This window comes from Aromatoleum evansii (assembly GCF_012910805.1).
Taxonomy (GTDB): domain Bacteria; phylum Pseudomonadota; class Gammaproteobacteria; order Burkholderiales; family Rhodocyclaceae; genus Aromatoleum; species Aromatoleum evansii.
In genome coordinates this window covers 66,931-80,793 of sequence record NZ_WTVK01000024.1, presented here as the reverse complement: position 1 = coordinate 80,793, position 13,863 = coordinate 66,931, and the positions used below count along the sequence as shown (strand labels likewise).

Annotated in this window: 14 protein-coding genes; 5 read left to right on the top strand and 9 right to left on the bottom strand. The window is 64.7% G+C overall.

Translation table 11 applies throughout. The features are described from left to right. Window positions 1–451: 451 nt before the first annotated feature. Window positions 452–1,534, bottom strand: a complete 1,083-nt coding sequence (locus GO615_RS13995; protein WP_169129032.1) for a hypothetical protein — start codon at window positions 1,532–1,534, stop codon at window positions 452–454. A gap of 585 nt (window positions 1,535–2,119) precedes the next feature. Between GO615_RS13995 and GO615_RS13990 the strand changes: the two genes are divergently transcribed. Both GO615_RS13990 and GO615_RS13985 read left to right on the top strand, forming a co-directional pair. Then, complete coding sequence (locus GO615_RS13990; protein ID WP_169129030.1) at window positions 2,120–2,368, top strand: hypothetical protein; 249 nt, start codon at window positions 2,120–2,122, stop codon at window positions 2,366–2,368. A gap of 99 nt (window positions 2,369–2,467) precedes the next feature. Further along, the gene (locus GO615_RS13985; RefSeq protein WP_169129028.1) at window positions 2,468–3,991 is read left to right on the top strand and encodes a Fic family protein; all 1,524 of its coding nucleotides are present in this window, start codon (window positions 2,468–2,470) and stop codon (window positions 3,989–3,991) included. Between the two features lie 177 nt (window positions 3,992–4,168). Here the strand turns inward: GO615_RS13985 and GO615_RS13980 are convergent, their stop codons facing one another. The 7 genes from GO615_RS13980 to GO615_RS13955 form a co-directional block, all read right to left on the bottom strand. Further along, complete coding sequence (locus GO615_RS13980; protein WP_211167105.1) at window positions 4,169–5,509, bottom strand: class I SAM-dependent methyltransferase; 1,341 nt, start codon at window positions 5,507–5,509, stop codon at window positions 4,169–4,171. Window positions 5,510–5,539: 30 nt separating this feature from the next. Then, window positions 5,540–5,776 carry a methyltransferase family protein gene (locus GO615_RS29660; protein WP_439328733.1) on the bottom strand — a complete coding sequence of 79 codons (237 nt, stop codon included), beginning with the start codon at window positions 5,774–5,776 and terminating at the stop codon, window positions 5,540–5,542. A 21-nt stretch (window positions 5,777–5,797) separates the two neighbouring features. Next, window positions 5,798–6,229: a hypothetical protein gene (locus tag GO615_RS29655; protein WP_439328732.1), complete on the bottom strand. Its 432-nt coding sequence runs from the start codon at window positions 6,227–6,229 to the stop codon at window positions 5,798–5,800. A 245-nt stretch (window positions 6,230–6,474) separates the two neighbouring features. Next, complete coding sequence (locus GO615_RS13970) at window positions 6,475–8,052, bottom strand: ABC1 kinase family protein (RefSeq protein WP_169129024.1); 1,578 nt, start codon at window positions 8,050–8,052, stop codon at window positions 6,475–6,477. A gap of 368 nt (window positions 8,053–8,420) precedes the next feature. Further along, window positions 8,421–8,780: a hypothetical protein gene (locus GO615_RS13965; protein ID WP_169129022.1), complete on the bottom strand. Its 360-nt coding sequence runs from the start codon at window positions 8,778–8,780 to the stop codon at window positions 8,421–8,423. Between the two features lie 113 nt (window positions 8,781–8,893). Beyond that, complete coding sequence (locus tag GO615_RS13960; RefSeq protein WP_339380032.1) at window positions 8,894–9,562, bottom strand: HD-GYP domain-containing protein; 669 nt, start codon at window positions 9,560–9,562, stop codon at window positions 8,894–8,896. Window positions 9,563–9,837: 275 nt separating this feature from the next. Beyond that, window positions 9,838–10,131, bottom strand: a complete 294-nt coding sequence (locus GO615_RS13955; protein ID WP_246262284.1) for a DUF2933 domain-containing protein — start codon at window positions 10,129–10,131, stop codon at window positions 9,838–9,840. Between the two features lie 265 nt (window positions 10,132–10,396). On the opposite strand from GO615_RS13955, the gene GO615_RS13950 reads away from it, so the two are divergent. The 3 genes from GO615_RS13950 to GO615_RS13940 are packed head-to-tail and all read left to right on the top strand — an operon-like array spanning window position 10,397 to window position 13,537. Beyond that, entirely contained in the window at window positions 10,397–10,699 is a 303-nt protein-coding gene (locus GO615_RS13950) for a hypothetical protein (protein ID WP_169129020.1), read from the top strand. Further along, window positions 10,696–12,117 (top strand): TolC family protein, encoded by a 1,422-nt coding sequence (locus GO615_RS13945; RefSeq protein ID WP_169129018.1) that lies wholly within the window; start codon window positions 10,696–10,698, stop codon window positions 12,115–12,117. Before GO615_RS13950 ends, GO615_RS13945 begins: the two co-directional genes overlap by 4 nt. Before the next feature lie 16 nt (window positions 12,118–12,133). Next, complete coding sequence (locus GO615_RS13940; protein WP_169129016.1) at window positions 12,134–13,537, top strand: multicopper oxidase family protein; 1,404 nt, start codon at window positions 12,134–12,136, stop codon at window positions 13,535–13,537. A gap of 35 nt (window positions 13,538–13,572) precedes the next feature. Here GO615_RS13940 and copK read toward each other — a convergent pair whose 3' ends face one another. Further along, window positions 13,573–13,854 carry a periplasmic Cu(I)/Cu(II)-binding protein CopK gene (copK, locus tag GO615_RS13935; RefSeq protein WP_169129014.1) on the bottom strand — a complete coding sequence of 94 codons (282 nt, stop codon included), beginning with the start codon at window positions 13,852–13,854 and terminating at the stop codon, window positions 13,573–13,575. Between the last annotated feature and the right edge of the window lie 9 nt (window positions 13,855–13,863).

Genomic DNA, 13,863 nt, shown 5'->3' with positions numbered 1-13,863 from the left:
CTCGCTTGGGCAATCTGTTGCCTTTGCCGACCAGGTCGAACCTTTGAACAAGATTGTCTGCCGACTTGAAGTGGAAGCGAGAAAAGCGCTTGAACAGCTAGACAAGAAATGCAGCCGGCGAATCGGCAGGGTTCCTGCAGACGCTATTTCCCGGTAAATCGAAAGATCTTCCGATCCGCTGGTAACGAACCCGCTGCACTTGACATTAACCCCCAGGTCAGCAACGCCCCACTCCGGTCCCTCGTACTTTTAAAGGTTCACGAGCAGCTTTCCGATGTAGAGGTGATGTCGATCTAATGGGGCTACTGGCGTGTCATTGGTACGAACCGCCTTGGGCACATTCTCGGGACCGTGTCAGGAACTCACGCGAACAAGGAAGAAGGCCGCCTCTATGGGCGGCCTCAGAAGCTTAACGCCTAGTCGATGTAGTCTGGTCGGAACCAGGGCGCCGTCAATTCTTCTTGTAACCGTACGCCTCGGCTTTGCACTGCTCTGTAACAATGCCGTCCCCGCTGACCTGGCCCGTCACTGCGGCTCGCTGATTTGCGCCGGCGCAATTAGCCGCACAGTTCACCGGGACGGAAGAACCGAGGCCCGACCACTCGAGATGGTAGGTGACCAGCAGGGAGGCGCCCGCAGGAACCTCGATTCCCGAGACGGCATCGTCAGCGCCTTCTGCAATCCCGTTGACATTGGCTTCTTCGAATTCCGTAGGGGTCAATGGGTTCAGGTAACCATTGAAGACCGCAGCATGGATCGCCTGCCGGCCTTTGGGAACCACCGTACCTTCGCGGTCAAATCCGACATTCACCGCTTGACTGATGCCCGTGGCATTGTGCCAGACCAGATTGTAATAGAACTGGCCCGGGTTGGTCGCGACCTCGATCAGCTTCTTGTTTGCCACGATGGCAAACCGACCGTCATCGCTGCCGGACGCTGTGACCGGTACGCCGGCGCAATCGGTTAGGAAATTGCCCTCGGAGTCGGTCAGGAAGCAGCTCACGTTGCTGAGGGCCGGCAATACAGTAACCTGGACATGAATATTCCTGACGTCCGTAAAGCTGGCCTGCGGCTTGTTCGCTCCTGTGGCGGGATTGGGCGCCGTATCGGACAGGCTGAAATTGGCGTTGAAATTTTGTGAGATGCTCGGATTGGCGAGGGTGAGCGCACCTGTTGCGATTCCAATAGTCAGCGACCGGCAGTCCGGGGGTGTGGTGGCCGAGAAGGTCTGATTGGCCGGGGGGGTCACGCCGGAAAGGGGGCCGCCCTGAGTCCCGAAGGTGACGGCCAAGCTCGTCCAGCCTGTTTCGTAGCCCGTCATACAGATCTCGACCGGGATGGTGTCGCTAACCGATTGGCCATCGTAGATGGTGTACTGGTACGTGGCGGTCGCGCCATTGACGTCAACAGTGACTCCACCGGTGCTTTGGGCTGGGGTGGCATCGATATTGACGCTCTTTGCGGCCCATGCCGGCTGGGCCAAAAGCAGCCCCGAAAAAATTGCGGCGCAAAGGCCGAGGACGTTCTTGCGCATGATGCCCCCCAATAGTGTGCAGTGTTTCAGGAGTGCAGCTCCTTAGCACACCGGATTCCTTCCTTTGTGTGCCATCGCCACCAATTTTGGTGGTTGAATAATGCTAGACACTTACGGCGCTTGCCACTAGGGAGAGGCGTCACTGCGCGATCATGACATTTGTACCGTTCATGAGGCGCGATGTGATATCCGCCACACCCGTCCAGAGTTTCGGCGGATGCCGCGCCGCCACAGTAAAAAAATACGGCCGGGTGGGGAACCCGGCGTAGAAGGTGGAAACGGCGTCGCGCAGTGTCTCTTGGCTGTTGCCGAGCAGTTCCGCGAGGCGCCGTTAACATTGGGGCACCGTAATGTTCGAGGATGACCGCGACGATTGGCGTTCGCGCGCTGTGGGGTCCGAGAAGCTGAGATCCAGCCATTAAGCGTTGACGCATATGGTTGCGGTCGCAGTGGGTCATTTGGATACGATCGGGGCGGGGCTCCTCTCGCTTTTCGAGTGCCCGGTCGGCCTCGAACATCAGGAGTCCGCCGCAGTAGTCCCGGACCTACTCCCAGCTCGGCCTGCTTTCGACGAGCGCCCAGCACATGGCGACGATCGACGAGATAGCCCTCCGTTCGGAGTGGAAGATTCGTCACGGCCTGCACGACATGCCGACGAGCGCACTGGTCACCCAGAGCATCAGCAAGTCCGAGCGCAACGCAGGGATGCTGGCCCCAGCCGGCCAGAAAACGCTGACCGAGATCTACCAGGAATCGGACGAGTATCAGCGGGCGAAGCTTTACAACGAGATCTTCAGCCGGTCATCGCGCAAGAGGGATGGACCGGGGATGTGAGCACCGGATACCTATAGGTATAAAATACTTGCCGAAACGGCAAAGAATCAAAAAAATCCTGTGCCGCTTCAAAAAATCCGAACACGAGGGCAAGGTTTCATGGACGTGGTTGGCTACGAATTCCTTCGGCGCAGGCTCAACCTGAGCGCCTTCCCGCTGGCCCATCCGGCGCGGGTGGCGCCCGTCCAGCGCATTATGCATCTGCCGAACGACGGCGTGCAGGTGCCGCGCACCGTTGCGCCCGAGTCCGACCATCCGCTCGATCATGTGCTCTTTTCGCTTCGGCATGAAGGGATCAATCTGCAGGTGCTCGCCGAAGCGATGCCGCAGATCCCCGCTGAGGATCTGATGCAGCGCTTACGCGCGACGCCCTCCGGGCTCTACATCCGGCAAGCGTGCTACCTGTGGGAGTCGTTCACCGGGCGCGAGTTGTCCGACTTGCCTGCCGTGGCGGGCGTGTACGGCAGCCTGTTCGACCCGGATCGGTACGTGACCGGCCCGACCGTCAGGAATCCGAAGTGGCGGATCAGCTTCAATGGGCTGGGCTCGATGGACTACTGCCCGACTGTGCGCATGACCGATGCGGTGGGGCAAGGGATGGAGAGCGACATCCTCGGTCGAACGAATGCCTTCCTCGATTCGTTGGGGCCGATCAATGCTGACCGCGCCCTGTCTTGGGCTTACCTGAGCGAAACCGACAGTTCGTTCGCGATCGAGCGGGAAACCCCGAGCCCGCGCAAGGCCGAAGCTTTCGTGGCCTTGTTGCAGCAGGCGCACGAGAACGTTGAACTGACGGAAGCGTACCTGTCCGATTTGCAGTCCTCGACGATCTCGAACCCATATGATCGGGCAGCCTGTTTTCGTCACGAGCAGAACTGGCTACGCGGTGGTGGGCTGCGCGGGGCAAGCAGCGTCACCTATGTGCCGCCGGCACCCGATCTGCTGACGAGCCTGATGCCTGCCTTCATGGCACTGGCGAACAGCCTGTCCAAACAGATCAACCCGATCGTTGCGGCAGCCGTCGAGTCCTTCGGTTTCGTGTTCCTGCACCCCTACATGGATGGTAACGGCCGCCTATCGCGTTTCCTGTTTCATCACGCCTTGTGTCAGTCGGGCCAACTGGAACGGGGCCTGCTGCTGCCCGTGTCGATCGCGATGAAACGCCACGAGGAGCAGTATCTGCTCGCCCTGCAGTCCTTCTCGAAGCCTGCCCGCAAGCTGTGGGATGTGACGTGGATCGACGAGGATCAATTCGCATTCGACTTCAAGGGACAGCCTTCGATCTATCGCTACTGGGATGCCACGCCTTGCGTCGAATTCGGCTTCCGGATGGCTGAGGAAGCTCTTAACGTCGATCTGCGGCAGGAGACCGAATTTCTCGCGAGCTTCGACCGCATCAGCAGGGCTGTAAACGAGGAATTCGATTTGCGGTCGAACGACCAGCACCTGCTGATCGCGTCGGCGCTGCAAAACGGAGGTGCGATCTCGAAGAACCGGCGTAAGCAGTTGGTCGAAAGGGTTCCCGGCGAAGCCTTCGAGTTCATCGAAGCGCTGGTGAAGGCTGAACTCGCGCAGCAGGAGGCGCCGAGTCCTTCACGCCCGCGATCCGGTCCCGCCCTCTAAACAGAGCGCCGAGTGGATATGAGGGGCGAAGCATCCGTCGCAGCGAATGTCCGGCCGCCCCGCCCTGCATCAACTTCCCTGTAGGTAACAGCAACGCGCGTTTGACATTATCCCGCGAGTGAGGTCGCGCACTCCGCCAAGCTGGTTCGCGTTTGGAGCCGGGTGGGAAGGATTGCTTCAGTCCCCGGCTCCCCGCTCGCGATAGAGATCGCGCCGCGTGAGCGGCACGGGTGGCTGCGCCTTCGCGCGCTTCGACACCAGGATCTGATAGACGCCCACGCCGCCCTGCGCGAATTCGTGTGCACACGCGGCCATGTAGAGCCGCCAGACGCGGAAGATCTCGGGGCTCACATGCCCGAGCGCTTCGCGCCGCCGCGCTTCCAGCCGCTCGCCCCAATGCCGCAGCGTGAGCGCGTAATGGGGACGCAGACCTTCCACGTCCCAGATCTCGAAACCGGCCTGCTCCATCGCGCGCTGCACGTTGCCCACGGTATCGAGCTCGCCGTCGGGGAAGACGTAGCGGTTGATGAAGCGTGTGCCGACCGAATCCGGCCAGCCTTCGCGGTCGTGCGTGATGCCGTGATTGAGGAAAAGCCCGCCGTCGCGCAGCAGGCGATGAGCAGTCGCGAAATAGGTCGGCAGGTTGCGCAGCCCCACATGCTCGAACATGCCGACGCTCGCGATCTTGTCGAATCGCCCCGCTGCATCGATGTCGCGGTAATCCTTCAGCTCGACGGTAACCCGCTCCCCGAGGCCGGCCTCGGCGATGCGGCGTCGGGTGTAGTCGAACTGGTTACGACTCAGGGTGACTCCGTGCGCCTCCACGCCATAGTGCGTCGCGGCCCAGCACAACAGCGCACCCCAGCCGCAGCCGATATCGAGCAGGCGCTCCCCCGCCGTCAGGCGCAGCTTGCGGCACAGCAGGTCGAGCTTGTTGCGTTGCGCCCGCTCGAGGCTCTCGTCGGGCTGCTCGAAGTAGGCGCAGGAGTACACCATCTGCTCGTCGAGCCACAGCTGATAGAAATCGTTCGAGACGTCATAGTGGAAGGCGATGGCTTGACGGTCGCGACGACGGGAGTGCTTGACCTGCGTGCCGCCGGCCTCCCAGCGCCTGTCGCAAGCGCCCGGCCATGCAGTCCCGCCGCGGCGCGGCAGAGCGATTGCGCGGGCGAGCAGCGCCAGTCTTGTCGATCGGGGCAGGCGCAGCGCAGCGAAGTGCTCCTTCAGCGCGAGCACATCTGCGAAATCGCCTTCGACGTCCACCGTACCGCGTACATAGGCGTCCGCCAGGCGCAACGGGTCGCGCGTGAGGACCAACTCGCGCAGCACCCGCGCATCGTGGATGAACAGCGTGCAACGCGGCCGGCCGTCTCCGAATTCGAGGGTCATGCCATTCCACAGCCGTACGGCAGGCGCCGCGCTGGCGCCGCCCAGCAGGGGCGCAAGGATGCGTCGCGCCCGCAGCGTGTCGGCGCGCTCGGCTTCTGCGACCGAGATGTCTCGCATGTCGGCAACCATCGTCATCTCCTCCTAATCGACGCTTCCCCGTTACGAGCGCCGGCCTCCTTCGTCGCCCGTGCCGCCCCGGGTCTCCCCACGGGGCTCGCCCCTTCCGAGTTGGGGCCAGAACGCGGGCGTGCGCGCGCCGTAGCGCGCGTAGGTGTCGCCGAACTCGGCCGCCATCTCCCGTTCCTCCCGGCGCGCGAGCCGCAGGTACATGAACACGAGAACGGGGAACATCGCGAGCGTCACGATCGTCGGCCACTGCAAAAGGAACCCGACCATGATCAGGACGAATCCCGCGTACTAGGGATGCCGGATCCGGCGGTAGGGCCCCTCCACCGCCAGGCGGTGGGCACGTTGAGCCGCGTAAAGGACGCGCCAGGCGGCGGCCAGGAGTGAAAAACCGCCGAAGATGAACACCGCGCTCAGCAGGTGGAAGGGGCCGAAGTGCGGATTCGACTTCCAGCCGAATATGACCTCGAGCAAATGGCCCGAGTCATGCGCGAGAAAGTCCGTGCCGGGAAACCTGCTCGCGAGCCAGCCCGACAACAGGTAGATCGTCAGCGGGAATCCGTACATCTCCGTGAACAGCGCGACGATGAAGGCCGAAAAGGCCCCGAAGGAACGCCAGTCCCGCCTGCTCTGCGGTTTCGCGAAACTGAAAGCGAAAAGGATGAAGATCGCCGAATTGAGCACGACCAAGGACCACAGACCGTAGGCTGGAGTTTCGTTCATTTCTCTCCCCCCTCACCTCGCTCACGCTCCTGATCGCTGTGGCCCCGGCTTGGCCTGCTCGGAATGTTCTGCGGCGCCGACCCAGGCCGGAAACGCTGTGGCCATCGACACCCCGAGCAGGTCGAGACGAATATCTTGTGCATCCTCATCACAGCAGTCTCCTTGCAATCGTCGTGACGTAGAGGCTTACGTCCTGCACTTCTCCGCCCTGCAACGGATCCCCCTGAATGTCGCTCCCCGATGTCTCAGCGCCGCCCGATCTCCCGGCCGAGGCGCCAGCTCAGCCAAAAGGCCAGCAGATACCCCAGGATCGCCAGCACCGGGATGTCGCCCCAGCGAGGCCCGATGCTGTGCTGCATCAGTAGGGACGATGCGACATACAGCCCGAGCGTCACCAGCGCCAGCGACACGCGTCGCCCGGTGCGGTCGATCTCCTCCTGCAGCCGCTCCAGGCCCCGGTGCGAGACCGACAGCTCGATGCCTTCGGCCCGGATCCGGTGCAGTGCCCTGCTCAGGTCCGACGGCAGCTGCCGCAACGACACGAAGGCCTCGTACTCGAAGCGGGCCCCCGGATGCCCCGCCCCGCCTGCCGTTTCCAGTAGGTCTCCCGCCTTGTTGAACAGCCCCTCGACGAGGCTGAACCGCGGGTCGAGCCGCCGCACCGTGCTTTCCATCAGGAACACCGCCCGCAGCAGGACCAGCAGATGGTGCGGCAGGCGCGCGTTGCGTCCGTGGCCCATGCGCGCGATGCGCAGGAAGGCCTCGCCGAAGGACCAGTCGTTCAAGGGCTTGCGCGCATAGTCCTGGACGAGTTCCTCCATGCCGGCCAGAAACTCCTTGCGATCCAGCGCGCCGCCGAGCACACCCAGGTCGAGATAGGCATCCACGAGCCAGTCGCCGTCCTGCTGCACGAAGGCCATCATGAAGGCGATGAGGCCCATGCGCGTACGCCGGTCGAGGAAACCGACCAGCCCGAAGTCGTGAAAGCAGATGCGTCCGTCGTCGAGCACGAAGAGGTTGCCGGGGTGCGGATCGCCGTGGAAGACGCCTTCCACGAAGAACTGGTGCAGGTAGGCGTCCACCAGATTCCCCGCGAGCCGCGGCCCCTGGGGCAGGAAGGCCGCATCGTCGATGCGCCGGCCGGGGCTCATTTCCTGCACGATGACCCAGTCCGTGTAGAGATCGTCCACGACGCCGGGCACATAGACCGTGGGCGATCCCTGGAACATCTCGGTAAAACGGGCGATGTTGTGCGCTTCCTGACGGAAATCGATCTCCTTGTGCAGGTTGCGCGCGAGCTCGTCCACCAGCTCCAACGGCTTGATCGCGCGCAGGCCCGGCAGCAGCCACAGGACGCTCCTCACGAACCAGCGCAGGATGCGGATATCCTCCTCGACCTGCCGCCGGATGCCAGGACGGCGCACCTTGACGATGACGATGCGACCGTCGCGGGTCGTCGCGCGGTGCACCTGGGCGATGGAACCCGCCGCCAACGCCTCCGGCTGGAACTGCGCGAACAGCTCCTCCAGCGGGCGCCCGAATGATGCTTCCACCTCCGCACGCGCCTGCTCGAAAGGAAAGGACTGGACGCGGTCGTGCAGCCTCTGCAGGGCCGTCACATAGTCGTCAGGCAGGAACTCGCGGTGCAGGCTCAAGCCCTGTCCGAGCTTGACGAAAGTCGTGCCGAGCCGTTCCAGCGTGGCGGCGAAGCGCTGCGGCGGCGCGGTTTGACCACGCGCCAAGCGGCTGCGCGCAAGCCCCCACCGGAGGACCAGCCCCCACAGCGCCAGATTGATCTGCAGCAGCCGAATTGCCACGTGCATCGCGATCACTTCCTTCCCGGGCGGCCATCCCACTGCCGAACACCCCTCGCCGGCGCGACGTGCCTCAAGGTCCGTGGGTGCGCCTGCCGCTGCCGCATGCGGGCGGTCAGACCAAGCGACGATGAGTGTGTTCGTAGTGGGCCCCTCGCGCATTCCGATCGGGAGCGTCGCGACTACGGTCATTCGACGACTCCCGTTTCGGACATGTCGTCTGAACGGATGCGTTGGGGGTTGCACGGAGCGGCTCAGTGACCGCTGCTTCTTGAAAAGTTACGTGAAGTGTAAGCGGCGCTCGACTACGCGAGCGTGACCACCGGATTACATTGCTGTAACCCGGAGATGCCCCTGCGATAGGAACGCATCGAATATCAGGCCGCGCTGTCGCACTTCGCTCGCATGCGTCCGCACCGCAGCAGCCCCCTGGACCTGTCCATGCGCAGACAGTAGCAATTGCCGCGGATCGATGGCAGCCTGGTGCTGGCACCGGCCTCGAAATGAGCAATCCGCAGCACCTCGAGAAAATGCAGCGCGGCGCCCAAGCCATGAAAAACCGTCAGCTGGCCCGAGCCAGCACACAGCCACCGCCCGTCCAACGAGATCGCATAGCAATCGTCGCCGCGCTCCCCGATCGCATGAACGCGCACGCGGCGCCTGTCGCGGCATCCGTCGCGCGCAACCGCCAGTTCGAGCCAGGTCGCAACCTTGTCGCGAGTTGCTGAAAGCTCCATCGACCTCCCTCCCACTTTGTTCGTACCCCCTGTCCGCCATCAGCAAGTGCGGCGACAAGAACCTCCGACGCCTGGTGGTGCGGTGTGGCAGCGCACACGGCGGCATTTTGACGCTACGGCACCTCGCTGCATTTGAGTGCGACCATGCGTCTCAAGGTCGTCTCCTCGGCAATGAACACATCCACTGCCAGGGGGTCGAATTGCGCGCCGCTCATACGCACGATCTCGGCCTTCGCGGCATCGAAAGGCAAGCCCTTGCGGTACGGCCGGTCCGAAGTCATCGCATCCAGCGTGTCGATGACGGCGAACAGCCGGGCACCGAGCGGAATTTCCGTGCCGCGCAGGCCGCGCGGATAGCCGGTGCCGTCGAAACGCTCCTCATGGCACAGGACGATATCGGCGGCGTCGGCCATTCCGGGGAGACGGCTGACGATCCGATAGCCGTCGTCGGCGTGCCGGCACATGAGCATCCACTCGTCGGCGCGGAGGGGCCCGTTCTTGAGCAGCACCCGGTCGGGGATACCGATCTTGCCGATGTCGTGCAGCAACGCTCCCCAATAGATTTCCCGCAATTGGCGTGCGTCGGCGATGCAGCGCTTCGCGAGGACGAGCGTGTGGCAGGCAACGCGGCGCGAGTGCTGGCCGGTTTCATGCTCGCGCAGGTCCAGCAGATCGGCAAGCGCTTCGGCGAACGTCGCGTAGGGGTCTTCGGCAGTCCCCCGTGTGGCGCGCTGCCGGTCTAGGAAACAGGGCTCGCACACATGCGCGCCGTCGTCCTGCACCGGCAGGGAATGGGCAACCGTCCGGCCGCAGCAGTCGCATCGGCCTGCATCCGGCTCCCCTCCGGCCGGTGAAGGCATGCCGGTCGGTTCGATGGCATCGTGCTCGTGCAATTTCCGCCCCCGCTACGCAAGTCCGTCTCGGCACGTCCGCGGCAACGTTCCGCCCCCTCGCCGCGACGCGCTATCCGGCAGACGTGCGTCGTCGCCCTTAGCGCGGAAGGAAAGCGGGCGTCCGGCGGTGCATAGCCCAACCACTCTTCGCTGACTGGCATCGCTCATTCCTTGCCTCCGTCCTTCGGTTCGCCGCTCCCCCCGTGTCCGTGCCCGCCGTGGCCGTGATGCATGAACAAATGCATCAGCGGGCAGGCAAGCAGGAACAGCCAGGGCAGGATGCCCAGCACATGGGTACGGTGCTCCAAGATGAGCAGCGTCGCGCCAATCACGGCGAATCCGCCGAAAACCCAGCGGGCACGCCGGGTTCCCGTGTCGTTGGACGGGGTCTTCGAGGTCGTCCGGGTGGGATGGTCGTGCGCATGCATGATGTGCTCCCTTGAGCGGGTCAGTCCCATCCTAGACTCCACTCCCCGACCGCAGGCTGACCCCGTCATTACATCTTTGTCATTTCATGGCCGCCAGACGGGTCGCGAAGATGGGGGCGCCGCATGCATCTCCCGGAAGCGGCTTTCGGGATCAATCGCACTCGCTCGCAGCGGATCGCTTACCTTACAAAGATGTAATCTCGGCGTCTACGATCTGACGGGCGATCTCGCGCAACATGTCCCAATGCCGGCCAAAGAGCGCGGCAAGTAACAACAGCCCCCGAGGGGGTCGCCCATGCAGAGACTCAAGCCGTGCGGGCTGTTCGCCCTGCTCGCGGTGCTGGCCAATCCGGCGGTCGCCGCACAGCATGTGAACGAGCGCCCAGACTCCCCCCCGGCCGCATCGCCTGAGGAGGCGACAAGACCGGCCGCGCCGGCGCTCGCCGGATACCGCCCCTTCACGGCGGACGAACCCATGCGCGACTGGCGCGCAGCGAACGCCGAGGTCGGACGCCTGAAAGGTCACGGCGGCCATCTTCGCGACGCGACCAAGCCGAGCGGCGAGGCGCCCCACAAGGCACACGGGGGGCCGCAATGAGAGCGACCCGACCGTTCGCGACGCTCTGCACGTCCCTGCTGCTCGCGGGCTGTGCCACGAGCGTGATCGAAGACAATTTCGCGACACTCGACGAGCTCGGCCGCCAACGGCTCGGGTCCGAACTGCGGTGGCTGCGGACCGACGAAGCACGCCGCGACATGACACAGGAGGTCGACCAGCTGCTTGCATCCCCGCTCGGCGCCGACGCAGCGGTCCGCATCGCGCTCGGCTACAGCCCGGCGCTGCAGGCCCTGCTCGCCGACGCGGCCGCGGCCTCCGCCGACGCGACCCGGTCGGCACGCATCGCCAATCCCGTGTTCACCTTCGAGCGGCTCGTGCGCGACGGTCACGACGGACGCGAACTCGAAATCGGACGGGCGCTCGGCATCTCGCTGTTCGACATCCTGCTGCTCCCGGCCCGGCGCGAGCGCGCGGCACAGCGTCAGGAGGCCACGCGCCTGCAGGCCTCCGTGGCCCTGGTGACGCTGGTGACCGACGTGCGGCGCGCCTGGGTTCGTGCGGTCACGGCGAAACAGATCGCCCACTATCAGCAGGACGTGGCCAGCGCCGCGGAGGCAGCCGCCGAGCTCGCGCGACGCATGCAGGGCGTCGGCAACTTCAGCCGGCTGCAGCGCGCACGCGAGCAGGCCTTCCATGCCGATGCGGTCGCGGAGCTGGCCCGTGCGCAACAGCATGCAGCCGCGGCACGGGAAGCGCTGATACGCCTCCTCGGCTTGCCGACCGCTCAGGCAGCACGACTCGAACTACCCGAGCGACTGCCCGACCTGCCCACCGTCGAACGCGACGAGAAGGAAGTCACGCAGGCCGCACTCGACGAACGGCTCGACGTACGGCTTGTCCGTGCCGACCTCGAAGCGACAGCGCGCGACCTCGGCCTCACGCGGGTCACCAGCGTGGTCAACGGTCTGCACATAGCAGGCATCGACAACCGTGAGACGGGCCAGAGCCGGCAGCGCGGCTTCGAAGTCGAGTTACCCCTGCCGCTCTTCGACTTCGGCGACGCGTCCCGCGCGGGCGCCGAGGCGCGCTACCTGGCGGCCTTGAACCGCACCGCGCAGGTCGGCGCCGACGCGGCGTCACAGGTGCGCGAGAGCCATGCGGCTTGGCGCACCACGTGGACACTCGCCCGCCACTGCCGCGAGGAGATCGTACCGCTGCGCCAGACGATCTCCGACGAGCTGGTGCTCCAGTACAACGGGATGCTTGCGGGCGTTTTCGAGCTCCTTGCCGATGCTCGCTCGCGGATCGGCAGCGTGATCCAGACCATCGAAGCGGAGCGCGACTTCTGGCTCGCCGATGCCACCCTCGAGGCGGCTCTCCTGGGTACCCCTGTCGCACCCGTTTCCCTGCAGGGCCGCCCCCCTCCCGGCGATGCCGGGGGCGGCGGCGGACGCTGATCCGGAGATTGCATCCATGAACTCCCGTCGACATTTCCTCGCCGGCGCGGGCTTGCTCGCGGCCGCCTCGGCCGTGAGCCGGGTTGCACTCGCCGCGCTTCCCGAGGCGGCCAGCCAGACGAGCGCGGCGACGATGCCGCCGCTCGCTCCGCCTTCCGGGCGCCCGTACAACCCCGTCGTCACGCTGAACGGCTGGACGGCGCCATGGCGCATGCGCAACGGCATCAAGGAGTTCCACCTCGTCGCCGAACCGGTCGAGCGCGAGCTGGCGCCGGGAATGACCGCACGCCTGTGGGGCTACAACGGCCAGTCACCCGGCCCCACGATCGAAGTCATCGAGGGCGACCGTGTCCGCATCTTCGTCACGAACCGCCTGCCCGAGCACACGTCGATCCACTGGCACGGCCAGCGCCTGCCCAACGGGATGGACGGCGTCGGCGGCCTGACCCAGCCGCAGATCCCGCCCGGCAAGACCTTCGTGTACGAGTTCGTCGCGCGCCGGCCGGGCACCTTCATGTATCACCCGCACGCCGACGAGATGGTGCAGATGGCGATGGGCATGATGGGGATGTGGATCACCCACCCGAAGGACACCCACCCGCTGATCCGCGCGGTCGATCGCGATTTCTGCTTCCTGCTGTCGAGCTACGACGTCGAGCCGGGCAGCTACACGCCGCGCGTGAGCACCATGCTCGACTTCAACCTCTTCACCTTCAACAGCCGCGTGTTCCCGGGCATCGATTCGCTGAACGTGCGCCGCAACGACCGCGTGCGCATCCGCATCGGCAATCTCACGATGACCAACCACCCCATTCACCTGCACGGCCACGAGTTCGAGGTCACCGGCACGGACGGCGGTCCCACGCCGGTCGCCTCGCGCTGGCCGGAAGTCACGGTCGACGTCGCGGTCGGCCAGATCCGCCAGATCGAGCTCGTCGCCGACGAAGAAGGCGACTGGGCGCTGCACTGCCACAAGTCGCACCACACGATGAACGCGATGGGGCACGGCGTGCCGACGATGATCGGCGTCGATCACCGCGGTCTCATCGAGAAGATCCGGAAGCTCGTGCCCGACTACATGCTGATGGGCGAACGCGGCATGGCGGACATGGGCGAGATGGAAATGCCGCTGCCCGACAACACCCTGCCGATGATGACGGGTCAAGGCCAGTTCGGCGCCATCGAGATGGGCGGCATGTTCACGGTCATGCAGGTGCGCCGCGGCCAGAAACCGGGCGACTATTCCGACCCGGGCCGGTTCAGGCATCCGTCGGGATCGGTCGCATACGAATGGACCGGCGAAGTTCCCGAGCCGGAGCGCAGTTCGGCACGCCCCGGCGGACCCGCTGGTCACGTTCGTACGACTTCCACGCTCGAACTCGCAGTACGCAAGCCGACGCGGCATGGGGCGACGAACTAGGCGCACCGCCGAGCGAAGCAGATCGCCCCGGCTTCTCAGCGTCCGCCGCGGTTCGGATGAAGCGCCCGTTTGAGACGCCAGATCTCGTCGCCGTTCATGACAATCTTCTGGCCGTCGCGGGTCTCCATGACATGCCCCTCCTGCATTCTTGCCACCCGGCCGAACTTGTCTTCCATCGCCATCTTTCCGTCCTCGAAGATGTATACGGTCGATCCGTCCGTCAGCAGGATTGACTGCTCGACGCCACCTTGGTCGACGGCCATTGCCGAGGACGCCATCAGGGCAAAGGCAACCGCGGATAGGATCTTGGTGAGCATAATGATTTT